Genomic DNA, 25,340 nt, shown 5'->3' with positions numbered 1-25,340 from the left:
GGTGTTATAAATGAAGGAATTAAAAATTCTATCTCCCACAGCAATATTAGGGTATGGATTTCCGGTTGATTCGTTTGAAAGAGGTTTAGAGAAAGAACCGGATTTAATAGCAGTAGATGCAGGTTCTACGGACCCTGGTCCTTATTATTTAGGAGCAGGAGTATCTTTTACTGATCGAAAAGCCGTTAAACGAGATTTAGAATTGATGATTGAAGCAGGTCAACAAAGAGATATACCAGTTATTCTAGGTACTGCCGGTGGAGCAGGAGGTGCACCTCATTTGGAATGGTGTACTGAGATAGTAAAAGAAATAGCTCAGGAGCAGAATTTAAGTTTTAAATTAGCAACTATTCAGTCTGAACAAGATAAAGACTTAATATTAGATATCTTTAAAAAAGATGGAGTTTCTCCATTGGCACCAGTCGAAGAAACGAATGAAGCAGAGATAAAAGCTAGTACTAGAATTGTTGGACAGATGGGGGTAGAACCTATTATCAAAGCTTTAGATGAAGGCTCTGAAGTAATTGTAGCCGGTAGAGCTTATGATCCTACAGTTTTTGCAGCTTACTGCATTAGAGAAGGATTCCCAGCGGGCTTAGCATTACATATGGGCAAAATTATGGAGTGTGCTTCAATAGCTGCTAATCCAGGTAGCGGTAGTGATTGTATGTTTGGAACGTTAAGAGAAGATCATTTTCTGTTAGAGCCGTTAAATCATGAACGAAAATGTACAACTACTTCTGTAGCTGCTCATACTCTTTATGAAAAAGCTAATCCGTTTAAATTACATGGGCCTGGTGGAATTATTGACCTTTCAGAGACAGAATTTGAAGAATATGATGAGCGAACTGTAAAAGTAAGCGGAAGTAAATTCATTGAAAGTGATGAATATACAATTAAATTAGAGGGAGCTAAAGAAGTAGGGTATCGGACATTATCTATTGCGGGAACTAGAGATCCAATTATGATTGAGAAGCTAGATCATATAATAGAGGTTGTTAGAGATACAGTTAGAGATAATTTTGATGACTTATCTGAAGATGATTATGATTTGATCTTTAGAGTATATGGCCAAAATGGAGTAATGGGGGATTTAGAACCAGAACCGGAGGTTTTATCTCATGAAGTAGGAATTATTCTTGAAGTTGTGGCTAATACTCAAGAGTTAGCCAATACAATATGTAGTTTTGCTAGATCAACTATGTTACATTATGGATATCCTGGAAGAGTAGCTACTGCTGGTAATCTGGCATTTCCGTATTCACCATCAGACCTTAAAGCCGGTGTAGTGTATGAATTTAATCTTTATCATTTAATTAAGGTAGATGATCCATGTGAGTTATTCCCAATAAAAATAGAGGAAATATAAAGAAGGTGATAAAATGCCAAAGACTAAGAATATCAGAGAGTTAGTAGATGTAATTAGAAGTAAGAATGCAGGTCCTTATGAGTTGACATTTGATTTTATATTTAAGAGTTTTGAGATTTATGAAGAAGTTAAATCATCAGGAGTAATTAATGAAGAATTAATAGCTGAATTATATGATATTAAATTAGAGGATGTAATTTCAGTAATAAATTATGATCCTGCAAAGGCTATTAAGGCGACTATTGTTCGACCATTCTCTTCAGGAGCTATCGGTGAAACCGATGTATATGGTGCTCAACAACATGCTCCACTTTTAAAAATTGAAATACCATGGGATTAATATATGATTATAAAAATAGGTTATAATAGAAATATTTCTATTATAACCTATTTTTATTGTCAAGGAATTTAGGCACAGGAATATAAATTGTTTTGTCGAAAAAAATAGATGAGAAAATAAATTCTGAGGTGAAAGGGATGTCAAAGAAGAAAGAATTAGCAATTATAACTATGAGTGAAGCAACAAATCATCTTTTTAAAGAGCAGTTAACTGAGGTATTAAAAGATAAAGTAAATATTGTAGGGTATGTAATTAATGATTTAGAAGAAGTTGTTCAAGTAGATTTAATCTTATCAACCAATTCATTAAATGGGAAGGTAAATAAATATGTTTCAAAGGATAGTGAAGTTGTTTTTGCTAGAAGATCATTAGATATCTCTTCTTTAGAAAAGCTAATTAAAATATCTACAGGTAAGCAGGTATTATTAGTCAATAATACTAAGTTAGCAGCTCAGGAGACAGAGACGATCTTAAAAGAGGCAGGAATTGATCATATAGAGTTGATTCTTTCTTATCCGGGCAAAGAAGTAGATGATGAAATAAAACTAGCTATTACACCTGAAGAGGTCGAATATGTCCCAGAAGGTGTTGAACAAATTATTGATATTGGAAGTAGAGTTTTAGATTTAACAACAATTGTAGAGGTGCTAATTAAACTAAATCTATTAGATGAAAAGGCTAACTTATTAGTTTCTAAACATATCAGACAATTGGTTAAACTAAATAAAGAATTAGATACCAATATAAAAAAGGTTGAAAAAGCAAACAAAATGTTAGAGACAGTAATTAATCATGTTCATGATGGTATAATTTATATTAATAAAAGAGAAGAAGTAGAAGTCTTTAATCAAATGGCTGAAGATTTTTTTGAAATTAAAGCAGAAGATGTAATTAATAAGAATGTAGTAGACAAGGTTCCTAATACTAAACTTCATCAGGTTTTAAGAACAGGCCTTGAGGATATAAATGCTTTACAGAATGTTGGGGATAAAAAGATAGTAACTACTAGGGTTCTTGTAAAGCAAGACGAAGCGATTATTGGGGCTTTAGCTACTTTTAAAGATATAACGGAAGTAAAAAAGTTAGAACAGAATCTAAGAAAGAAATTAAAAGATAAAGGACATATTGCTAAATATAGATTTAACGACATAATAGGTGAGAGTGAAGCAATAAATAAGGCTATCAAGAAAGCAAAGAATTTAGCTAAAAGTGAATCTACGATTCTCATTCAAGGGGAAAGTGGAACCGGTAAGGAATTATTTGCTCAAGCAATTCATAATTATTCAAATCGAGCAGAAGCATCATTTGTGGCCATTAATTGTGCTGCAATACCTGAAAGTTTATTAGAAAGTGAGTTATTTGGATATGAGGATGGTGCATTTACTGGAGCTAAAAAAGGTGGAAGACCAGGAGTTTTCGAACAAGCTCATACAGGTACTATCTTTTTAGATGAGATTGGAGATATGCCTTTAAATATTCAAACTAGGCTCTTGAGAGTATTACAAGAGAAAGAAGTGATGCGTATAGGAGCTACTAAAGTGGCACCTATAGATATTAGAGTAATAGCTGCTACTAATAAAGACTTAAAAAGATTAATTAATGAAAATAAATTTAGAGAAGATTTATATTATAGATTAAATGTCCTTCCTTTAGAAATACCTAACTTAAATAATAGAAGAGAAGATATTCCATTATTAATTAACTTCTTTTTGCAAAGGTTTAATAGAGAAGATTTAGTGATAACTAAAGGGACTATGAGTAAATTATATAATTATAATTGGGAGGGAAATATTAGAGAGTTAGAAAATTGTGTAGAATATATTACACAAACATGTAATAATAAGGTAAGGTTAGATGCTTTACCACCATACCTTAAGAATAATCATAGAATCAATGATGGGGATTTAGATGAACTTGAGAAAATTAAAGTTGATTTAAAGGAATTAGGGGATATAATTGAATATAAACTTATTTTAAATGAACTTTATTTAGCTAAACAGTTAGATGAACATATAGGTAGACGTGAGATAGCTAAGAGTGCAAAAATTAATGAAGTTCAACTTTCATCACAAATGGTAAGAAGCAGATTGAAAAAATTAGAAAAACAGGGTTTAGTTAAGATTGGTAGAGGAAGACAAGGAACTGAAATTACGGATAAAGGAATACAGATTTTAAAGAAGCTAAATAGTTAATAATAAAAGTAGATTATACTTAAATTAATAGGAAAGGATGAAATTATGGAGATAGAAGCTGTTTTAGACTTTATTAATGCAAAGATAGATAGAATTATTGAAGAGACAATAGAAATTAGTCAAATTTCTGCCCCTACTTTTCAAGAAGAAAAGAGAGCTAATCATATTCAACAAAAGTTAGAAGAATTTGGAGCTACTAAGATTAGAAAAGATGAAGTAGGCAATGTTATTGCATCTTATAGAGTAGACCCTACTGCATCTACTGTTATGATAGCTGCTCACTTGGATACAGTATTTAATGAAGAAGTAGACTTGCAAGTGACAAGAGAGGATCCCATAGTAGCAGCACCAGGGATTTGTGACAATAGTTTGGGGCTAGAAGGATTATTAGTAGTGGCGAAAGTTTTGAATAAATTTAATATTGAATTGGGTTATAATTTGATTTTGGCAGCTACAGTTGGTGAAGAGGGACTTGGTAATTTAAAAGGGATGACCCAATTGATGGAAGATTATGAGGAAAAGGTAGATGAGGTAATTGCTTTAGAAGGAGATGGGTTAGGTAGGGTTACTAATCAAGCAATTGGAAGTAGTCGTTGGCGAGTCAAATTTAAAGCAACAGGCGGTCATAGCTGGAGTGATTTTGGTCAACCTAGTGCGATTCATACTATGTCTAAAGCAATTGCAGCTTTAAATGATTTTAAATTACCTAATAATAAAAAGACCACATATAACGTAGGAAAAGTTAGTGGTGGGAGAACAATTAATACTATTGCTCAAGAGGCTGAAATGTTATGGGAGGTTAGGTCATTAGAATCTAATTATTTAGAGCAAGTAGTGAAAGAATTTAAAGATATTATTAAAGGTATTGCTAATAAAGATAAAGTAAAAACTGAATTTGAATTAATAGGAGAAAGACCGGCAGGGAGAATTTCTAGTGAGCATGAATTAATAAAAATAATATCACAGACTCATAAAGAGTTGGGTATTGAATCTAAGTATGAAGCGGCTAGTACCGATGGAAATTTACCATTAAATTTAGGTATTCCTGCTGTAACTATTGGATTAACCCGGGGAGATAATATTCATCGAGAAGATGAGTATATGGAAATAGAGCCAGTAAAGTTAGGTTTAAAACAGTTGTTGTTAATTATTGATAAGCTAAATAACAGAGGTGAAATTAATGAAGAAGATTAAATTAATCTCAACCGGTGGAACTATTGCTATGGGTGAAAATAAAGAAGGAAAGCTGATCCCCAAATTTACTGGCAAAGAGTTAATTGAAAGTATTCCTGAATTAGAAGAAATGTGTGAGGTTGAAGTTAATGAGTTTTGTAATATTGATAGTTCTCAAATGACACCTGAGAGAATGTTTAAACTGGCTCAATTAGTTAAAGAAGAAATTCGTAATTCTGATATAGATGGGATTGTAATTACTCACGGAACAGATACTTTACAAGAAACGGCTTATATGTTAAATGTGCTTATTGATAGCTCTAAGCCTGTGATTATTACTGGAGCTATGCGAGGGGCTACAGAGTTAGGTAGTGATGGTAGTGCTAATATATACCAGGCTTTCAAAGTTGCAGTTAAAGAAAAGAGTAAGGATCAAGGAGTCTTAGTAGTTCTTAATAATGAGATTCATACTGCTCACTTATTAACTAAGAGGCATACTACCAATTTAGCAGCTTTTCGTTCAACAAATAGTGGTAGATTAGGAGAAGTGACTAAAGAAGAAGTGAATTATTTTTATAAAACAATGCCTCCTAAAAATATTAAGACAGATGCAATTAATACTAAAGTGGCTTTTGTTAAAATAGTATCAGGATTTAACAGTACAATAATAGATATGTTAGTCAGTAATAATGAGTTTGATGGTTTGATTATTGAAGCTTTTGGTTCGGGTACAATTCCTAATTATATTCTACCAAGTCTAGAAAGAGCACTTAATAAAGGTATGAAGGTTGTTTTAACATCAAGATGTTTAGAAGGGAAAGTCCATAATACATATGCTGCTGCAGGAGGCGATAAAGACTTAGAAGAGATGGGAGTTATTTTTAGTGATGGTATTAGTGGACCAAAAGCTAGAATAAAATTAATGTTACTCTTAGGAGGAGATTATAAAGACGAAGAAATATGTGATTTTTTTAAAGAAGCATAGAAAGATGATCTTTTTGTAGGAGAATTATATCTATATTATTAAATTAAATAAAAGATTTTTATTAGAGGAAGACATTACTATCCAGTAATGTCTTCCTTTATTTTATTATTAAATTTGTTAAAATTTCATAGATTATAGATAACTAATGGTAGGATTGGGTTATTAAAACCCCATTAATAGGTAAGGACAACCTATTCTTAATATCAATTTAGAGGATAATTATATTTCAAAAAATATTAGAAAGTTTAAAATTAGTCTTTAACACTAATCAATTATATGTTAACTGGATTAAATATGTGCTTGAAAATGAAATAGTTATTTTGTAAAAAAATTGGCATACTATATGCATTAATAAATTAGTGAAAATATTATTAGAAGATAAGAATAAATTAGGAGGGCTAATAAATGAGAAATGAAGCTTTAAAATTACATAAAAAATTATTAGGTAAAATAGAAGTCAATAATAAAATAGATGTAAAAGATAAGAGAGATTTAAGTTTAGTGTATTCACCAGGAGTTGCTGAGCCGTGTAGAGAGATATTTAAAAACAAAGAGACTGTTTATGAGTATACATCGAAAGGGAATACAGTAGCAATTGTTACCGATGGTTCAGCTGTATTAGGATTGGGTAATATCGGTCCTGAAGCAGCATTACCAGTGATGGAAGGAAAATCAGTCTTACTTAAGAAGTTTGCCGGAGTAAATACTGTTCCTATTTGTTTATCAACCCAAGAGTCAGATGAGATAGTTAACATAATTAAGAATATCTCTGCAACTTATGGAGCGATTCTTTTAGAAGATATAGCAGCCCCAAGATGTATTGAGATTGAAGAAAGATTAAAGGAAGAATTAGATATTCCAGTATTCCATGATGACCAACATGGAACAGCTATTGTCACCATGGCTGGATTAATTAATGCCGCCAAGTTAGTTAATAAAGATTTAAAAGAGATTAAAGTAGTAGTTAATGGAATTGGGGCTGCCGGTAGTTCAATTACTAAGTTGTTATTAGAAGCAGGAATTAAAGAGGTTATATTATGTGATAAAGAGGGAATTTTAAATCCAGGAACTCAAGATTTAACAGATAAACAGATTGAGTTAGCTGAACAAACTAATCCTAATGGAGAAGAAGGTGGATTAGATGTTGCAATTAAAGATGCTGATGTTTTCATTGGAGTCTCTGTTGGTAATATATTAACCAAGGATATGCTAGAAAGCATGGGTGATGATTCTATTATCTTTGCCATGGCTAATCCTGATCCTGAGGTTAAACCAGATTTAGCTAAGGAAGCAGGAAGTAGAATAGTTGGAACTGGACGTTCAGATTACCCTAATCAGGTTAATAATTTATTAGCTTTTCCTGGAGTATTTAAAGGTTTATTAAGTGCTAGGGCTACAGATATTACTGATGATATGAAACTAAAAGTAGCATATGCTATAGCTAAAATTGCTGAAGATAATGGACTTAATGATGATTATATAATTCCAGATCCTTTTGATAAAGAAGTTGTTAATCGGGTTGCTAACACCATTAGTAAATTAGCTAGAGAAAAAGGACTAATAAGATAAAATAGGAGGGGTTAACTGTGGCAAGAATTGAAAAAGATTTCTTAGGGGAAAAAGAAATAGCTGATAATAGTTATTATGGTATTCAAAGTATGAGGGCAGCAGAAAACTTTAAGATTACTGGGATTTCAATTCACCCAAAGTTAGTTCATGCTATTGGGATGGTAAAGGTTGCTGCGGCTACAAGTAATATGAAGTTAGGGTATCTAAATCGTGAAAAGGGAAAAGCTATTATTGAAGCTGCTAAAGAAGTACAAAAAGGTAAATTTGATAGTGAGATTATTGTAGATGCCATTCAAGGCGGAGCTGGAACTTCAATTAATATGAATATTAATGAAGTAATTGCTAATCGAGCTTTAGAGATTTTAGATGATACAAAAGGAAACTACGAAAGAGTACATCCAAATACAGATGTCAATATGGCCCAATCTACTAATGACGTAGTACCAACAGCAATTAGAATTGCTACTATTGAACAACTTAATAGCCTACTTTCTGCTCTTTCATTGTTAAGCATAAGGTTTAGAGAGAAGGAAGTTGAATTTGATGGTATAATTAAGATGGGACGAACACATTTACAAGATGCGATCCCAATTAGATTAGGTCAAGAGTTTGGTGCCTATAGAAAAGTAATTGAGAGAAATATTAATAGAATCAAGAATGTAATGAATGAATTAAAAGAAGTAAATTTAGGAGCTACAGCTATAGGAACTAGTTTAAATGCAGAACCTAAGTATATAGAATTAGTTATAAAGGAATTAAGAAAAGTTACTGGGTTAGGTCTTAAATCTATAAAGGATTTTATTGATGGAACCCAGAATACAGATATAATAGTTGAGGTTTCTGGAAGGTTAAAGACATTAGCCAGTAGTCTGTCGAAAGTTGCTAATGATTTAAGGTTATTAAGTTCAGGGCCTAGAACAGGATTAAATGAAATTAATTTACCAGCAGTTCAGCCAGGTTCATCAATCATGCCAGGAAAAGTAAATCCAGTAATGGCTGAGGTAGTAAATCAAGTATCATTTCAAGTAATGGGTAATGATCAAACTATTACTTTAGCTTCGGAAGCAGGTCAATTGGAATTAAATGTAATGGGGCCAGTAATGGCTTTTAATTTATTGCAATCTACTGATATTCTTACAAATGCAAGTGAATTATTTGCAGAGAGATGTATTAAAGGAATTACAGTTAATAGGGAAAGGTGTGAGGAATTACTCCATCATAGCATTGGGATAATTACTGCTATTAATCCTCATATTGGATATGATAAAGCATCTCAGATAGCTAAAAAAGCTCTAAAAGAAGATCGTTCAGTTAAAGAAGTAGCTTTAGAAGAGGGAGTTTTAAGTGAAGAAGAAGCTTCTAATATATTAGATCCAATTGAAATGACTGAACCAGGAATTGCTGGTAAGGAGTCGCTAAAGAAGGAGGCGTAAGCTAATGACAGTTCATGTAGATGAGATTACTGAAGCTGTAGCCGAGATGTGTATGAAGGCTAATTTTGAATTAGGTGATGATATTATTAATGGTTATCAGCAGGCTCTTAAGAGAGAAGAATCACCAATAGCAAAAGAGATTTTAGAACGTTTATTGGAAAATGCAGAGATTGCTAAAAACGAAAAAATGCCTATCTGTCAAGATACAGGGATGACTGTAATCTTTGTAGAAGTGGGACAAGACCTTCAAATAGAAGGTGGAGAGCTGTCCACAGCTATTAACGAAGGAGTTAGACGTGGTTATGAAGAAGGGTATTTACGCAAGTCAGTGGTAGCGGGACCTTTAGAAAGAATTAATACTGGAGATAATACACCAGCGGTTATACATACTGAAATAGTTCCTGGAGATAAATTAAAACTTACTGTAGCTCCTAAAGGTTTTGGCAGTGAAAATATGAGTCAGATCAAAATGTTAAAACCAGCAGATGGTGTAGAAGGAGTTAAAGACTTTGTTTTACAAGTGGTCAAAGAGGCTGGACCTAATCCTTGTCCACCAATTGTGGTGGGAGTAGGGATTGGTGGCACATTTGAAAAGGCTGCCTTATTAGCTAAGAAGTCACTCTTACGACCTATAGGAGAACATAATGACAGAGAAAGTATATTAGATTTAGAGATAGAGCTATTAGAAAAAATAAATGAATTAGATATTGGGCCTCAAGGTTTTGGGGGAAAAACTACAGCTTTAGCAGTTAATATTGAAACTTATCCAACCCATATTGCTGGATTACCAGTAGCGGTTAATATTAATTGTCATGTAACTAGACATAAAGAAAGAGTTTTAGGCTAAAAAGGAGGCAGTACTGATGAGTGAGATTGAAATAGAAACTCCCTTAACAGAAAAGCAGGTTAGAGATTTAAAGGCTGGAGATAAAGTGCTTTTGTCAGGAATAGTTTATACTGCTCGAGATGCAGCCCATGCTCGGCTAATTGCTGCTCTAGAAGCAGGAGATGAACTGCCTATGGAGATAGAAGGACAGGTGATTTATTATGTAGGACCATGTCCAGCTAAACCAGGAAAACCGATTGGGTCAGCAGGTCCAACTACTAGTTATAGGATGGATTCTTTTGCTCCTACATTAATTGAAGAAGGATTAAGAGGTATGATTGGTAAAGGAGATAGAAATCAAAAAGTAATAGACTCTATGAAAGAAGAAGGTGCAGTTTACTTTGGTGCCATCGGTGGTACAGCTGCATTAATAGCCCAGCGGATAAAAGAAGCTGAGGTAATTGCTTATGATGATCTTGGTACAGAGGCTGTTAGAAAATTAAGAGTAGAAGATTTACCGGTGATTGTAGTAATTGATAGTGAAGGTAATAGTTTATATAAGCGGGATTAATAGGATGATATTATAATGTCATACTAATAGGTGCTGGTAGTTATAACTAGTACCTGTTTTTTATTTTTTAACTTAAAATAAAGGGATAAATTAATAATTATTGAAATAATACAAAGAATAGAAGGGAGACCTCATAATGTTCAATAGCTTTGCACAGTCAGTATACTTTGCTCCCCGGGGTAAAGATAGAATTAGTGAATTAGGTAATGATTTAGCTCACGCTTATTTAAGTCCTAATGACCAGCTTGTTGGATTGATTGGAGATGCAGGAGCTGGAAAGTCATTGTTGATTAGAGGAATGTTTCCGGGATTAACTTTAACTAATGATGATAATGGAGTCAATATTAGACCATTACCTGTATTAGAAGCATCTGAAAATGATAATTTTAATAATCATACATATCATGTTGATGCTAGGTTTGAAGCTGCATTTAATCAGCCATGGAAGTTAGCAGAAGCAATAAAAAAAGCAATAAAGTACGAACAGCGAGTTGTAGTTGAACATTTTGATTTATTAGCTGATCATTTAGGTGACCCTGATTTGTTAATTGGTATCGGCGAAGAGGTATTAATAACTCGGCCTGGAGTTTTTGGACCTTGGCCTCAGGAAATATCAGAAATAGTCTATAAATCAATTAAATATAGACGAATGGCTCATACTGCAGAAGATATTATTACTGCTATATTGGCTAAAAAGGGAATAGAAAAGACAATATATCATAGTGATATAAAGAGTGGATTTGTAATGCAATTTGAAAGAAAGCCAGATATTAATCTTAAAGAATTAGAAGAAAAAGTTAAAAGTATAATTGATAATGATATTCGAATTAATCCATATGATGACACTCATATTAAAGTAGGTGAAGAAATTCATTCATGTAGAGGGCCGAGAATTCATGTTAAACGGACAGGAGATATTGAAAACTTCAAATTAATAAAAGATTTAAAGCATGATCCAAAAACTGGACGTTACTTATTGGCCGGTCTAGTAGGTACTGAAAGAAGTCAATTTGAATTAAGTCATAAGTAATTATAAATATAGAGAGGGGAATTAGACATGAAAAGAGTTGATGGAAGAAAAGTAGATGAATTAAGACCTGTTAATATCACTAGAAATTTTACTAAATATGCAGAGGGATCTGTATTAATTGCTACTGGAGATACAAAAGTAATCTGTAATGCGTCAGTAGAAGATAGTGTACCACGTTTTTTAAGAGGTCAGGGTCAAGGGTGGGTAACTGCAGAGTATTCTATGTTACCAAGGGCTACAGAGAGTAGGAATATTAGAGAGGCTGCTAGAGGTAAATTAAGTGGTAGAACAACTGAAATCCAGAGGTTAATTGGGCGAGCTATGAGATCAATAGTTGATTTAGATAAATTAGGAGAACGAACTATTTGGTTAGATTGTGATGTGATTCAAGCTGATGGAGGAACTAGAACAGCGTCGATTACTGGGGCATTTGTAGCATTAATAGATGCTTTAGCATATTTATTAGAAAAAGAAAAGATAAATGAAATGCCTGTTGAATCAATGGTAGCAGCTACAAGTGTGGGAATTACAGATGGAGAACCTCTGTTAGATCTTCGTTATCAAGAAGATTCTACAGCTCAGGTAGATTTAAATTTAGTAATGACTGAAGAAGGGAAAATTATTGAAGTTCAAGGAACAGGTGAAGAGAATCCGTTTAGTAGAAAAGAAATGGATAGATTTCTTGAATTAGGTGAAAAAGGAGTTAAGGAATTAGTTAAGTATCAAAAAGAAGCTTTAGGGGATAGAGTAGAATTATTACTAAATGGTAAGGGAAATAATAATGACTAAAATATTTTTGGCCACTGGAAATCAGGGCAAGATTAAGGAGATGAAAGAACTTTTATCCAACTTAGATATAGAAATAGTTACGTCTGATCAATTTGAGGATGTACCGGAAGTAATAGAAGATGGTGATACTTTAGCTGATAATGCTATAAAGAAGGCTAAAGAATTAGCTGAGTATACTGGTTTAATTGCTATAGCTGATGACACCGGTTTAATTGTAGATGCTTTAGATGGTAAACCTGGTGTCTACTCGGCTCGTTATGCAGGAGAGAATGCAACAGATGAAGAGAATAATAAAAAGTTATTACATGAATTAGCTGATCTTTCTTTAGAAGAGAGAACTGCTCGATTCAAAACAGTAGTTGCCTTAGCTAATCCTGGCCAAGAAGAGGAAAGTATAGCATTCAAGACTATTCAAGGAGTTTGTGAAGGTCAGATTGGATATAAACCATTAGGAGAAAATGGATTTGGCTATGACCCATTATTTATTCCTAAAGGGTATGATAGGACTTTTGCTCAATTAAACTCAGAGGTTAAGAATCAAATTAGTCATAGAGCTAAAGCATTAATTAAAATGAAAAAATATTTAAAAAGATTATAGTGTAATAGAATAGGGTGGGTTAGGTTATGAAGATATTATGTGTAAGTGACACTCATGGACAGGTATCTGAATTAGAAAGAATAATTCCAATAGAAGATAATATTGATTTTTTATTACATGCCGGGGATCATATAACTGATGTAGAATCTATTGAAAAAGATAACTTTAATATAGTTAAGGTTAAAGGGAATAGAGATAGAGGATGTGAGGGAAACTTAGATGAGTTAATATATATAGAAGATAAGAAAATATTATTAACTCATGGACATAGATATAGAGCTAAATATGGATTATCTAATCTAGCCTATAAGGCTGTAGAGTTAGAAGCGGATATTGTAGTATTTGGGCATACTCATAAAAGTTTGCAAGTACAAGAAGATGATATTTTATATTTAAATCCAGGCAGCTTAACTTATCCTCGGGATGGGCAAGCTTCTTATGGAATAATAGAGATAAATGAAGGTGAAATCAAGTCTGAGATTAAAGCATTATAATTGATTAAATTTAATCATAACTTGTAGAAATGATGAGTATATTATAGTAATGAGTAGTTAAACAAGCTTAAAAGCTATAAATCATATTTAAATATGATTGACGGTAAAGGGGATTTAAGTTATACTATTAACTGTCTTGTTATGAGACAGTTGAGCGGGAGTAGCTCAGTTGGCTAGAGCACCAGCCTTCCAAGCTGGGTGTCGCCGGTTCGAGTCCGGTTTCCCGCTCCATTTATTTGCGCCTGTAGCTCAGGTGGATAGAGCAATGGACTTCTAATCCATGAGTCGGGGGTTCGAATCCTCCCAGGCGCGCCATTTGCAATTTTAACAATATGGTGGGTGTAGCTCAGTAGGTTAGAGCGCAGGATTGTGGCTCCTGAGGCCGTGGGTTCAAATCCCATCACTCACCCCATATTAATTAAGCGCCCGTAGCTCAACTGGATAGAGTGGCAGACTTCGAATCTGTAGGTTGAAGGTTCAAATCCTTCCGGGCGTGCCATTTTATTAGATATAATTGAATTATTATGCGGAAATAGCTCAGTGGTAGAGCATCTCGTTGCCAACGAGAAGGTCGCGAGTTCAAATCTCGTTTTCCGCTCCATTAAAGAATATAAAACCTCGGAACGGCGGTTAATGTCGTGAGCCGAGGTATTGTTTTTATGTGGTAAGTTAATAATAAATAGTATATGCAGGAGATTTAATATGAAGTATAGAAATAATAAGAGGTAATCAAAATCTATAATATAGGGTTAAAAATAGCACAAATTAATAAAAATTACATATATTTTTTAATAAGGGGGCAATATAAATGAAGGTAAATAAAGAGCAAATTGGAGAAAACGAAGTAAAATTAGATGTAGAAGTAGATGCAGAGGAAGTTAACAATGCATTAGACCAGGCATATAAAAAGATAGTTAAGGATGTTGAAATTGATGGTTTTAGAAAAGGTAAGGTACCAAGAGGAGTATTAGAAGCTAGATATGGGGAAGAAGTATTACATAAAGATGCATTAGATATCTTAATTCCTAAAGCATATAGTGAAGCAGTAGAAGAATCAGAGATAGAACCGATTAGTCAACCAGATATAGTAGATGCATTTATTGAAAAGGATAAACCAGCCACTTTTACTGCCGAAGTAGAAACTCAACCAGAAGTTAATTTAGGAGAATATACTGATTTAGATATAGAAGACGAAACAGAAGAGATCACGGAAGAAGATGTTATGAATGAGTTAGAGAACCGGAGAGAAAAGTTTGCAGAATTAAAAGTTGCAGATAGAGAAGAAGTAAAAGATGAAGACTTTGCAATTATTGATTTTGATGGTTATCATAATGGAGAACCATTTGAAGGTGGTTCTGGTGAAGAATATACGTTAGAGATTGGTTCTGGTACTTTTATTCCTGGTTTTGAAGAACAGTTAATAGGAGTAAAGGTAGGAGAAGAAGTTGAAGTAGATGTGACTTTCCCTGAAGAGTATCATGCAGATAACTTAGCTGGAGAAGGGGTTACTTTCAAAGTTAAAGTTAAAGAGATTAAAGAGAAAGTTTTACCAGAATTAGATGATGAACTTGCTAAGGAAGTTAGTGATTTTGAAACATTAGATGAATTAAAAGAGGATATTAGTAGCACACTAAAAGAGGAAGCTGGGCAAAGAGCGGAAAATGAATTTGCTAATAATTTAATTGAAACAGTTGCCGGAAATACAGAAGTTAATATTCCAGAAACTATGATTGAAAATGAACTTGATACTATGATGCAAGGTATGCAGCAAAGGTTACAACAACAAGGAATGGATTTTGATCAATACTTAGAGATGACTGGAACTGATGAAGAAGCTTTCCGTTCCCAACATAAGTCTGAAGCTGAAAAAAGGGTTAAATCTAACCTTGCCTTAGAAGCTATTGCAGAAAAAGAAGGAATTGAAGTAACAGATGAAGAAATTGAGAATAAAATAAAAGAAATAGCTGAAGCACAAGATCAAGAACCAGATATGATTAAAGCTTTCTTACAGATGCAAGGACAATATGATTCTGTAGTAGATAGTATTAAGATGGAAAATACAATTGACTTTTTGATTGAGAATAACTAAAAAGTTTTATTAATTAAAGTATGCTTGGGAGAGCAAGAGAAAATGACAAACGAAAAAGGGGGATAAAGTAATATGAGTAATTTAGTACCAATGGTTGTTGAGCAGACGAATCGTGGTGAAAGATCTTATGACATTTATTCTCGCTTATTAAAGGACAGAATTATATTCATTGGTAGTCCAATTGATGATAATGTTGCTAACTTAGTAATTGCTCAGTTACTATTTTTAGAAGCAGATAATCCTGATAAAGATATCTATTTATATATTAATAGTCCAGGAGGATCTGTAACAGCAGCTTTAGCAATGTATGACACTATTCAGTATATAAAACCTGATGTTTCAACTATGTGTATGGGATTAGGTGCTAGTGCAGGAGCTTTATTATTAGCCTCTGGTACTGCAGGCAAGAGGTATGCTTTACCTCATGCAAGAATTATGATTCATCAGCCTGCTGGTGGTGCTGAAGGTAGAGCCGCTGATATAGAGATTCAAGCTCAAGAAATTTTAGAATTAAGAAAAGTCTTGAACAATATTTTAGCAGATCATACAGAGCAACCTTTAGAAAAAATAGAAGAAGATGTTGACCGTGATTTCTTCATGTCCGCAGAGGAAGCTAAAGAATATGGAATTATTGATGAAGTTATCTCCCGACAAGAGGACTTAGAAGATTAAATCAATAAAGAGGTGATAAAATGTTCAAGTTTGGTGATGAAAAGGGCCAATTAAAATGTTCATTTTGTGGAAAAGTTCAGGACCAAGTTCAAAAACTTGTAGCAGGCCCAGGTGTATATATATGTGATGAGTGTATTGAACTTTGCACCGAAATCATTGAAGAAGAATTAAATGATGACATGGGTATGGGGTTGCAAAGTGTACCAAAGCCTAATGAGATAAATGATATTCTAAATCAATATGTAATCGGACAAGAGAGAGCTAAAAGGTCTCTATCTGTAGCTGTATATAACCATTATAAAAGAGTTAATTCTGGAATGCAGGTTGATGAAGTCGAATTACAGAAGAGTAATATTTGTATGATAGGTCCTACTGGATGTGGAAAGACTTTATTAGCTCAGACTCTTGCTAAGATATTGGATGTTCCATTTGCAATAGCCGATGCGACTTCTTTAACTGAAGCTGGTTATGTAGGGGAAGATGTTGAGAATATTCTTCTGAAATTGATTCAAGCTGCTGACTATGATGTGGAAAAAGCAGAAAAAGGAATCATATATATAGATGAGATTGATAAGATTGCTCGTAAATCTGAAAATCCATCAATTACTAGAGATGTTTCTGGAGAAGGTGTTCAACAAGCATTGCTCAAAATATTAGAAGGAACAGAAGCTAGTGTACCACCACAAGGAGGAAGAAAACATCCGCATCAGGAGTTTATTCAAATAGACACTTCTAATATATTATTTATTTGTGGAGGAGCCTTTGATGGATTAGAGAAAGTTATTAAGTCTCGAATGAAGAAGAAAGTAATGGGTTTTGGTGCTGATATTCAAAGTGAAGAAGAGGAAGAAATTGGTGAAATTTTAAAACATGTTCGATCACAAGATATATTAAAGTATGGGTTGATTCCTGAGTTTGTTGGTCGAATACCAGTTTTAGTTACCTTAGAGCAATTAGATAAGGATGCATTAGTTGAAATTTTAACTGAGCCTAGAAACGCTTTAGTTAAGCAGTATGGTAAGTTCTTTGAATTAGATGATGTAGACTTAGAGTTTACAAATGAAGCCCTAGAGGCCATCGCTGCACAAGCGTTAGAACATAATACTGGTGCTCGTGGTCTAAGATCAATTATTGAAGATGCGATTTTAGACATAATGTACGATATTCCTTCTCAAGATGATATTAGTAAATGTATTATCACTGAAAAGGTTGTTGTTGAAGGAGAGAAGCCTAAATTAATTAGGGTTAATAATCATAAAGAAGAGACTGCTTAATAGGTAGTCTCTTTTTCAGTTTTATAGGATAAAAAAAATAATTCCGGATATAATAATTAATGTTGATTAAGCTATAATTTTGTAAGGAGGAAGGTATTTAAATTATGAATATATTCGGGATTATTCAGTTTGTTTTTGCTGTAATTATTGGACTTTATTTTTGGAATTTATTGAGGAAACAACATACTAATAAAGTGGCAGTTATTAAAGAGTCTAAAAAAGAAATGGAGAAGCTTAGAAGTTTGAGAAAACGTTCATTGACTAAACCACTCTCAGAAAAGACAAGACCAGCAAAATTTAAAGAGATAGTAGGACAAAAGGAAGGATTAAAGGCTTTAAAAGCAGCTTTGTGTGGACCTAATCCTCAACATGTAATTGTTTATGGTCCTCCAGGGATAGGTAAGACAGCAGCAGCTCGATTAGTATTAGAAGAGGCAAAAGATAATTCTAATTCTCCTTTTAATGAAGAATCAAAGTTTATAGAATTAGATGCAACTACAGCGAGGTTTGATGAAAGAGGAATAGCAGACCCTTTAATTGGTTCAGTACATGACCCTATTTATCAAGGGGCAGGAGCTATGGGGACTGCAGGCATTCCTCAACCTAAACAAGGAGCCGTTACTAAGGCTCATGGAGGTATGCTTTTCATTGATGAAATAGGAGAATTACATCCGATTCAAATGAATAAATTATTGAAAGTATTAGAGGACCGTAAAGTATTTTTAGAAAGTTCTTATTATCATGAAGAAGATGATAATATCCCTCAATATATTCATGAAATATTTCAGAGAGGATTACCAGCCGACTTTAGGCTAGTAGGTGCTACTACCCGTAAACCTTCAGATATTCCGCCTGCAATACGTTCTAGATGTTTAGAAATTTATTTTAAACCATTAGCACCTAATCATATAGAAAGAATTGCTGAAAATGCAGCTAAAAAAGCAGAGTTTAAAATTGAATCTGAAGCTGTAGATATAATTAAAAAATATTCTAAAAATGGCCGAGATACTGTTAATATGATTCAAACTGCTGGGGGATTAGTTCTAGCTGAAGAAAGAGAAGATAAGGAAATTATTACTGAAGATATCGAATGGGTAGTAAACAGTGGACAGTATAGTCCACGTCCTGACAAAAAGGTAGGAAATGAACCTCAAGTAGGAGTTGTAAATGGTTTAGCAGTGCGAGGACCTAATCTAGGTGTTTTGATTGAATTAGAGGCTTCTGCTATCAAAGTGAAGTCTGGTACTGGAGAAGTTAAAGTTACAGGTGTAATTGAAGAGGAAGAGGTTGGTAATCAACAGCGTAAAGTAAAGAGAAAAAGTATGGCCAAAGGCTCTATTGAAAATGTAATTACTATTTTACGTAGATTTGTAGACATTACTCCCCAAGATTATGATATACACCTTAATTTTCCAGGGGGAATTCCTTTAGATGGACCATCGGCAGGAGTAACTATAGCTACTGCTATTTATTCCGCATTGACTGGAAGTTCTGTAGAGAATCAGTTAGCTATGACTGGGGAAGTCTCTATTAGAGGGTTAGTTAAGCCGGTAGGAGGAGTAATTGCTAAGATAGAAGCAGCTAAAAGAGCTGGTGCTAAAAAAGTAATTATTCCAAAGGAAAATTGGCAAGAAATGTTTACACAATTTACTGATATTGAGATTATTAAAGTTGAAAGATTAGAAGAAGTATTTAAAGAAGCAATTTTGACTAATGAAGTAGAAGGTTCTACTCAATTGGAACAAAATATTAACTTATTGACGGCTTCACCAATAAGTTAAGTGATAATGAAGGAATTTTGTAAGATTAATAGAATAGTATTTAAGTGTCACAGTAAATATTGGAGGTGATAGGTAATGGTTAAAGAAATTGATGAAATTGAGATTGGTCAAGAATTACCTTTATTAGTTTTAAGAGGTTTAGTGGTATTCCCTCATATGGTAATGCCTCTATTAGTAGGAAGAGATAAATCGATAGAGGCTTTAGAAGAGGCTATGGTTGAAGATAGATTAATTTTGTTAGCAGCTCAAAAAGATGAAACAATAGAAGAACCAGAGTTAGATGAAATTTATGATATTGGAACTGTAGCCCAAGTAAAGCAGTTAGTTAAACTACCTGATGGTACAATTAAGATTTTAGTTGAAGGGATTAAAAGAGCTAAAATCAGTGAATATATACAAGAAGAACCGTATTTTAAAGTTGGACTTGAACAAGTAGAGGGAGAAGAAGAAAAAGATCAAGAATTAGAAGCATTAATGAGAAGTTTAATTAGTCAATTTGAAGAGTATGTGAAGTTAAATAAGAAGTTACCGCCAGAGACTATGATGACAGTAGTAAATGTAGAAGATCCAGGCAGATTAGTAGATATTATGGTTTCACATATGTCTCTTAAGGTGACTCAAGAACAAGAGATTTTAAAAGCTATTTCTTATAAAGAACGATTAGAAGAATTATATAAATTGCTTAATAAAGAAATTGAAGTCTTAAAAGCAGAGGAAAAGATTAGTTCTCGCGTTAGAAGTCAAGTAGAAAAGAGGCAGAAAGAATACTATCTTAAGGAACAATTAAAAGCAATAAAAAAAGAACTAGGTGACGATAATGATATTTCTAATGAAATTGATGAATATAGGGAAAAGATTGAAGAAACAGAATTACCAGAAGAAGTAGAAGAAAAGGCATTAAAAGAAGTTGATAGATTAGATAAGATGCCACCAATGGCTAACGAAGGGGTAGTAATTAGAAACTACTTAGATTGTATATTAGATTTGCCTTGGAATGATAAATCTGAGGATCGTTTAGTTTTAGATGAAGCTGAAGATATTTTAGAAAGAGATCATTATGGATTAGAGGATGTAAAGGATCGGATTCTAGAGTATTTAGCTGTACGGAAGTTAACTTCTGAAATGAAGAGTCCTATTTTGTGTTTGGTTGGGCCTCCAGGAGTAGGTAAGACTTCATTAGGTAAATCGATTGCAGAAGCTATTGGTAGAGAATTTGTAAGACTATCTTTAGGAGGAGTTAAAGACGAAGCAGAAATTCGTGGACATCGTCGTACCTATGTAGGATCTAGACCTGGGCGGATTATTAATGCTATTCGTGATGCTGGGACTAATAATCCTTTATTCCTATTAGATGAGGTTGATAAGATCAGTAGTGATTTCCGTGGTGATCCAGCTTCAGCATTATTAGAGGTATTAGACCCTGAACAGAATGATGAATTTGCTGATCATTATTTAGAATTGCCTTTTGATTTATCAGATGTAATCTTTGTTACTACTGCTAATGTGAGCCATACGATTCCAAGACCTTTATTAGATAGAATGGAAGTCATTAGAATCCCTGGTTATACAGAAGAAGAAAAAGTAAAGATTGCTGAAAGACATCTTTTATCTAAGCAAATTGAGAATCATGGTTTGGATGAAGAACAGATCAATGTTTCTACAAATGCCATTAAATCTGTGATTCGTAATTATACTAGAGAAGCTGGTGTCAGAAATTTAGAAAGAAAATTAGCTAATATCTGTCGAAAGGTAGCTAAAGAAGTAGTCAAAGGAAAAGAAACGCTTAGTAGGGTTACTGTGCAGAATGTAGACAAGTACTTAGGTATAGAGAAGTTTAGTTACGGTGAGGCTAATGAAAAACCACAGGTAGGTGTAGCAACTGGATTAGCTTGGACTAAGACCGGAGGAGATATCTTAAAAATAGAAGTTTCTGTAGTTCCTGGTAAAGGGAAACTACTTTTAACTGGAAAATTGGGAGATGTAATGAAAGAGTCTGCTCAAGCTGCTTTAAGTTATGCTCGAAGTAAAGTAAAAGAATTCAATTTAGAAGAGGAATTTCATGAGAAGTATGATATACATGTTCATGTTCCAAAGGGAGCTATTCCTAAAGATGGGCCATCAGCAGGAATAACAATCGCTATGGCGATTATTTCAGCTTTATCTAAAGAAAAAGTAAATGAGAAGATAGCTATGACCGGAGAGATTACACTACGTGGTAGAGTATTACCAGTAGGTGGAATTAAAAGTAAGGTCTTAGCTGCTCATCGTGCTGGTGTTGAAAAAATAATTTTGTGTGAAGAGAATAAAAAGAATTTAGAAGATGTTCCTAAAAATATTAAAAAAGATTTAGAATTTAAACTAGTAGAGCACATGGATGAAGTAATTGCTACTGCTTTATTAAAGGAGGAGTAATTATGAATTTAAGTAATTCAGAGTATATTGCTAGTGCTGCTAAAAGAGAAGGTTATCCTCGACATGACTTGCCAGAGATTGCTTTAGCTGGCAAGTCTAATGTTGGGAAATCATCATTAATTAATAAAATAATAAATCGAAAGAATTTAGCTTTTACTAGCTCAAAACCTGGAAAGACACAGACACTAAATTTTTATCAAGTTGATAATACATTCTATTTTGTTGATCTGCCTGGATATGGATTTGCTCGAGTGCCTGATGAAGTAAAAGATGAATGGGCAACAATGATAGAAGGATATTTATTTAAACGAAGAAATTTAGAAGGCGTAATTTTAATTGTAGATGCTAGACATAAACCAACTGATGATGATTTAATGATGTATGAATGGCTATTACAGATGGAAGTACCACATTTAGTAGTAGGAACAAAAGTTGATAAGTTATCTAATAGTCAAAGGAAACCTAATCGTAAGAAGATATTTGAAAAATTACAATTAGAACCAGATACTCCATTCACTTACTTTTCTGCAAAAAGTAGTGGAGGCAAGAAAGATGTATTAAAATTTATTAATAATTTATTATAGTCATATCTGATTAGTGTCAATTCTGGTGATTTTGACATTGAGGTTTACACTAGTTATAATTATAATCAAGCAGTAATATTTGATATCTTTTAATATAGCTAACTTAATAAAGTTTTTATTGAGAAAATCGAAACACTCTAAGTACTAGTTGAAGAAAGGTGAGTTTTAGTGAAGAATAAGTATCCTATAGAAAGAATTAAAGAAATATTTCCATATTTCCCTGTAGTTTTAGCTACTATAGGCAATAATATTATTACTCTAGATTTTGTACAATTCTTTTCTTTTAACCCTCCAATTATTGGAATTGGGATATGTCCTGATAATTATTCACATGAATTGATTAAGGAGAGAAAAGAGTTTGTGGTTAATATACCAACAGTAGAGTTAGTAAATGAGGTTAAATTTTGTGGTAATAACTCTGGTAAGAATTTTGATAAATTTTTAGAAACTGGTTTAACATCTAAAAGGGCAGAAAAGGTTAATGGACAATTAATTGCAGAATGTCCAGTTAATATTGAATGTAAAGTAATTAAAGAGGATAGGATTGGTAACTGTGATTGGTTTTTTGGCGAAGTCAAAGAAGTACATGTAGCTAAAAATTATAAGTCTACTCATGCTTTACTATATAGCAATAATGAGTATCAAAAATTAAAATAATATTTAATAAACCCAAGTTTAGTACTTGGGTTTTTCCTATTTAAAAAGAGGATTTTTCTTATCAATGTAAAATATATTAATGTAGAGTAAGTTAAAGGAAATTATAGAAATGTTACTTATAATTCTAGAGTTATTCTCATTAACAAAGGATATAAATGTAATATTAATTGTAAAAAAACAGAACAAATAAAAAGAAAGAAGGTAGATAAAAGATGGCATATCAAGATCTAAGAGAATTCGTTGACTTATTAGAGCGCAAAGGATTATTAAAGCGAATTACAACTGAAGTAAGTTCTGATTTAGAAATAACTGAAATTACAGATCGAATTTCTAAAGAAGCAGGACCGGCTTTATTATTTGAAAATGTAAAAGGTTCAGATTTTCCAGTATTAATTAATACTTTTGGTTCTTATAAAAGAATGGAATTATCATTAGAAGTTAATGATCTAGATGATATTGGAGAACGAATTATGGAGGTATTAGAGTTTCCTGATCCTAAGAATCAAGGTTTTTTCAGTAAGTTAAAAGCTTTACCAAAATTAAAAGAACTTGCTGATTATTTTCCTAAGACTGTTAAAAAAGCTGCTTGTCAACAAGTAGTTAAGAAGAATCCTGATTTATCAGAATTGCCAATTTTAAAATGTTGGCCAGAAGATGGGGGCAAATTTATTACTTTACCATTGGTCTTTACTAAAGATCCAGAGAGTGGAATTCCTAATGCTGGGATGTATAGACTACATGTATATGATGAAAAGACTACTGGTATGCATTGGCATCTTCATAAAGATGGAGCGGACACTTATCGAACTCATGAATCTCAGGAGGAAAGAATGGAGGTTGCCGTTGCTTTAGGAGGAGATCCAGCTACTATCTATTCTGCAACAGCTCCTTTACCAAAACAGATTGGAGAGATGTTATTTGCAGGTTTTTTACGTCAAGAACCAGTAGATATGGTTAAATGTAAGACTGTAGATATTAAAGTGCCTGCTAATGCAGAAATAATTATTGAAGGATATGTTGATCCACAAGAAAGGCAAACTGAAGGTCCTTTTGGTGATCATACAGGATATTATTCTTTAGCTGATGAGTATCCGGTTTTCCATGTAACTTGTATTACACATAGAAAAGATGCTATTTATCCAACAACTATTGTTGGTAAACCACCTATGGAAGATTGTTATATGGCTAAAGCAACTGAAAGAATCTTTTTGCCATTATTAAAGCTACAACTACCAGAGGTAGTAGATATGAATCTGCCTTTAGAAGGAGTCTTTCATAATTGTGCTATTCTTTCTATTGATAAAAAATATCCTGGACATGCTCAAAAGGTAATGAATGCTATCTGGGGATTAGGTCAGATGATGTTTACTAAAATGGTAGTTATAGTTGATAAAGATGTGGATGTTCAGAATCTATCTGAAGTTGCCTGGAAGGTGTTTAATAATATAGATGCTGAACGAGATTTAACAGTTGTAAAAGGTCCTTTAGATATTTTAGATCATGCTTCACCTCGGCCTAATTATGGTTCTAAATTAGGCATTGATGCTACTAAGGCTTGGCCAGGAGAAGGACATACTAGAGAATGGCCTAATGAAATAGAAATGAGTTCTGATATTAAAGAGTTGGTAGATCGGAAATGGGAGGAATATGGCTTTGAAGATTAAACTAATCATGAAATTGATTAAATTTGAACATACTATTTTTGCTTTACCTTTTGCTTATATGGGTGCTATCTTAGCAGCGGAGGGGATTCCTAGCTGGAGTAAGGTTTTATGGATTACTTTAGCCATGGTTGGAGCACGGAGTGCAGCCATGGCTTGGAATCGTTTATTAGATTGGAAAGTAGATGCTGCTAATCCTAGAACTGAAAGTAGGGTTTTACCTCAAAATTTATTATCTAAGATTGAGGTTATTCTGTTTATTGTTTTTTCTTTAGCGTTATTATTAGTTGCTGCATGGCAGTTGAATCCTTTAGCATTTAAATTATCACCGTTAGCAGTCTTTTTATTAATCTTTTATTCGTATACCAAGAGATTTACTTGGCTTTGTCATTTGGTGTTAGGGTTTACCTTAGGCATGGCTCCTGTAGGAAGTTGGGTTGGGGTTACTGGTGAGATTTCATTGGCACCGATCTTAGTAGGGATAGCAGTAATGTTTTGGGTGGCAGGATTCGATATTATTTATGCTATACAAGATTTAGAATTCGATCGTGAACATGGTCTTTATTCTATCCCAGTTAAATTTGGATTGGAAAGATCATTACGAATTACAGTAGCATTCCATACAATTACGTTTTTGTTATTTGCATTTATTGGAAAATACCTAACCTTAGGTTGGTTATATGCTATAGGAATAGCAATTGTAGGGTTGCTTCTTTATAAGGAGAATACCTTGGTTAAATCAGATTTTGATAAAGTCAAATTTGCTTTCTTTAATATTAATAGTATAGTCAGTATTACTATCTTTATTTTTACTTTGGCTGATTATCTTTTTAAGTAGTAT

General features: G+C 33.2%; 22 protein-coding genes and 5 tRNA genes. All 27 read left to right on the top strand.

Features of this window, described 5'->3' with window-relative positions; all coding sequences use genetic code 11:
• Nucleotides 1-10: 10 nt before the first annotated feature.
• The 27 genes from B5D41_RS07560 to B5D41_RS07430 all read left to right on the top strand — a co-directional run bounded on the left by B5D41_RS07560 (nt 11) and on the right by B5D41_RS07430 (nt 25,337).
• The gene (locus B5D41_RS07560; protein ID WP_078810025.1) at nt 11-1,369 is read left to right on the top strand and encodes an acyclic terpene utilization AtuA family protein; all 1,359 of its coding nucleotides are present in this window, start codon (nt 11-13) and stop codon (nt 1,367-1,369) included.
• 13 nt (nt 1,370-1,382) lie between these two features.
• Entirely contained in the window at nt 1,383-1,709 is a 327-nt protein-coding gene (locus B5D41_RS07555) for a DUF4387 domain-containing protein (protein WP_078810024.1), read from the top strand.
• Nucleotides 1,710-1,846: 137 nt separating this feature from the next.
• Nucleotides 1,847-3,901 (top strand): sigma-54 interaction domain-containing protein, encoded by a 2,055-nt coding sequence (locus tag B5D41_RS07550; protein ID WP_078810023.1) that lies wholly within the window; start codon nt 1,847-1,849, stop codon nt 3,899-3,901.
• A 45-nt stretch (nt 3,902-3,946) separates the two neighbouring features.
• Entirely contained in the window at nt 3,947-5,095 is a 1,149-nt protein-coding gene (locus tag B5D41_RS07545) for a M20/M25/M40 family metallo-hydrolase (protein ID WP_078810022.1), read from the top strand.
• The gene (locus B5D41_RS07540) at nt 5,082-6,059 is read left to right on the top strand and encodes an asparaginase (RefSeq protein ID WP_078810021.1); all 978 of its coding nucleotides are present in this window, start codon (nt 5,082-5,084) and stop codon (nt 6,057-6,059) included. Before B5D41_RS07545 ends, B5D41_RS07540 begins: the two co-directional genes overlap by 14 nt.
• 405 nt (nt 6,060-6,464) lie before the next feature.
• Nucleotides 6,465-7,628 (top strand): NAD(P)-dependent malic enzyme, encoded by a 1,164-nt coding sequence (locus tag B5D41_RS07535; protein ID WP_078810020.1) that lies wholly within the window; start codon nt 6,465-6,467, stop codon nt 7,626-7,628.
• Between the two features lie 17 nt (nt 7,629-7,645).
• Nucleotides 7,646-9,061, top strand: a complete 1,416-nt coding sequence (locus B5D41_RS07530; RefSeq protein ID WP_078810019.1) for an aspartate ammonia-lyase — start codon at nt 7,646-7,648, stop codon at nt 9,059-9,061.
• A gap of 4 nt (nt 9,062-9,065) precedes the next feature.
• Nucleotides 9,066-9,908 (top strand): fumarate hydratase, encoded by an 843-nt coding sequence (locus tag B5D41_RS07525; protein WP_078810018.1) that lies wholly within the window; start codon nt 9,066-9,068, stop codon nt 9,906-9,908.
• Between the two features lie 16 nt (nt 9,909-9,924).
• Nucleotides 9,925-10,458 (top strand): Fe-S-containing hydro-lyase, encoded by a 534-nt coding sequence (locus B5D41_RS07520; RefSeq protein WP_078810017.1) that lies wholly within the window; start codon nt 9,925-9,927, stop codon nt 10,456-10,458.
• 136 nt (nt 10,459-10,594) lie between these two features.
• A complete protein-coding gene (locus B5D41_RS07515) occupies nt 10,595-11,488 on the top strand; it encodes an alanine-tRNA synthetase second additional domain-containing protein (protein WP_078810016.1) in 894 nt (297 codons plus the stop codon).
• A gap of 27 nt (nt 11,489-11,515) precedes the next feature.
• Nucleotides 11,516-12,277: a ribonuclease PH gene (gene rph, locus B5D41_RS07510; RefSeq protein ID WP_078810015.1), complete on the top strand. Its 762-nt coding sequence runs from the start codon at nt 11,516-11,518 to the stop codon at nt 12,275-12,277.
• On the top strand, nt 12,270-12,875 hold the full coding sequence (locus B5D41_RS07505; RefSeq protein WP_078810014.1) for an XTP/dITP diphosphatase: 606 nt from the start codon (nt 12,270-12,272) through the stop codon (nt 12,873-12,875). Before rph ends, B5D41_RS07505 begins: the two co-directional genes overlap by 8 nt.
• Nucleotides 12,876-12,901: 26 nt before the next feature.
• Nucleotides 12,902-13,369, top strand: coding sequence for a YfcE family phosphodiesterase (locus B5D41_RS07500; RefSeq protein ID WP_078810012.1), 468 nt, complete (start codon nt 12,902-12,904; stop codon nt 13,367-13,369).
• Nucleotides 13,370-13,523: 154 nt separating this feature from the next.
• Nucleotides 13,524-13,600 (top strand) — tRNA-Gly (locus B5D41_RS07495).
• Nucleotides 13,601-13,607: 7 nt separating this feature from the next.
• Nucleotides 13,608-13,684, top strand: a tRNA-Arg gene (locus B5D41_RS07490).
• Nucleotides 13,685-13,704: 20 nt separating this feature from the next.
• Nucleotides 13,705-13,781 (top strand) — tRNA-His (locus B5D41_RS07485).
• A gap of 10 nt (nt 13,782-13,791) precedes the next feature.
• A tRNA-Arg gene (locus tag B5D41_RS07480) sits at nt 13,792-13,868 on the top strand.
• Nucleotides 13,869-13,895: 27 nt separating this feature from the next.
• A tRNA-Gly gene (locus B5D41_RS07475) sits at nt 13,896-13,970 on the top strand.
• Between the two features lie 207 nt (nt 13,971-14,177).
• Nucleotides 14,178-15,458 carry a trigger factor gene (gene tig, locus B5D41_RS07470; RefSeq protein ID WP_078810011.1) on the top strand — a complete coding sequence of 427 codons (1,281 nt, stop codon included), beginning with the start codon at nt 14,178-14,180 and terminating at the stop codon, nt 15,456-15,458.
• 72 nt (nt 15,459-15,530) lie between these two features.
• The gene (gene clpP, locus B5D41_RS07465; protein WP_078810009.1) at nt 15,531-16,130 is read left to right on the top strand and encodes an ATP-dependent Clp endopeptidase proteolytic subunit ClpP; all 600 of its coding nucleotides are present in this window, start codon (nt 15,531-15,533) and stop codon (nt 16,128-16,130) included.
• Between the two features lie 20 nt (nt 16,131-16,150).
• The gene (gene clpX, locus B5D41_RS07460; protein WP_078810008.1) at nt 16,151-17,404 is read left to right on the top strand and encodes an ATP-dependent Clp protease ATP-binding subunit ClpX; all 1,254 of its coding nucleotides are present in this window, start codon (nt 16,151-16,153) and stop codon (nt 17,402-17,404) included.
• A 104-nt stretch (nt 17,405-17,508) separates the two neighbouring features.
• Entirely contained in the window at nt 17,509-19,185 is a 1,677-nt protein-coding gene (gene lonB / locus B5D41_RS07455) for an ATP-dependent protease LonB (RefSeq protein WP_078810007.1), read from the top strand.
• A 75-nt stretch (nt 19,186-19,260) separates the two neighbouring features.
• The gene (lon, locus tag B5D41_RS07450) at nt 19,261-21,597 is read left to right on the top strand and encodes an endopeptidase La (protein WP_078810005.1); all 2,337 of its coding nucleotides are present in this window, start codon (nt 19,261-19,263) and stop codon (nt 21,595-21,597) included.
• A 2-nt stretch (nt 21,598-21,599) separates the two neighbouring features.
• Nucleotides 21,600-22,181: a ribosome biogenesis GTP-binding protein YihA/YsxC gene (gene yihA, locus B5D41_RS07445; RefSeq protein ID WP_078810003.1), complete on the top strand. Its 582-nt coding sequence runs from the start codon at nt 21,600-21,602 to the stop codon at nt 22,179-22,181.
• A gap of 168 nt (nt 22,182-22,349) precedes the next feature.
• Nucleotides 22,350-22,838 (top strand): flavin reductase family protein, encoded by a 489-nt coding sequence (locus tag B5D41_RS07440; protein WP_078810002.1) that lies wholly within the window; start codon nt 22,350-22,352, stop codon nt 22,836-22,838.
• Nucleotides 22,839-23,050: 212 nt separating this feature from the next.
• Entirely contained in the window at nt 23,051-24,502 is a 1,452-nt protein-coding gene (locus B5D41_RS07435) for a menaquinone biosynthesis decarboxylase (RefSeq protein WP_078810001.1), read from the top strand.
• Complete coding sequence (locus B5D41_RS07430; protein WP_456154137.1) at nt 24,486-25,337, top strand: UbiA-like polyprenyltransferase; 852 nt, start codon at nt 24,486-24,488, stop codon at nt 25,335-25,337. Before B5D41_RS07435 ends, B5D41_RS07430 begins: the two co-directional genes overlap by 17 nt.
• Nucleotides 25,338-25,340 lie beyond the last annotated feature (3 nt).

The organism is Selenihalanaerobacter shriftii (assembly GCF_900167185.1).
Lineage (GTDB): Bacteria > Bacillota > Halanaerobiia > Halobacteroidales > Acetohalobiaceae > Selenihalanaerobacter > Selenihalanaerobacter shriftii.
The sequence above is the reverse complement of the archived record's forward strand: the minus strand, read 5'-3'. Positions and strand labels throughout refer to the sequence as shown.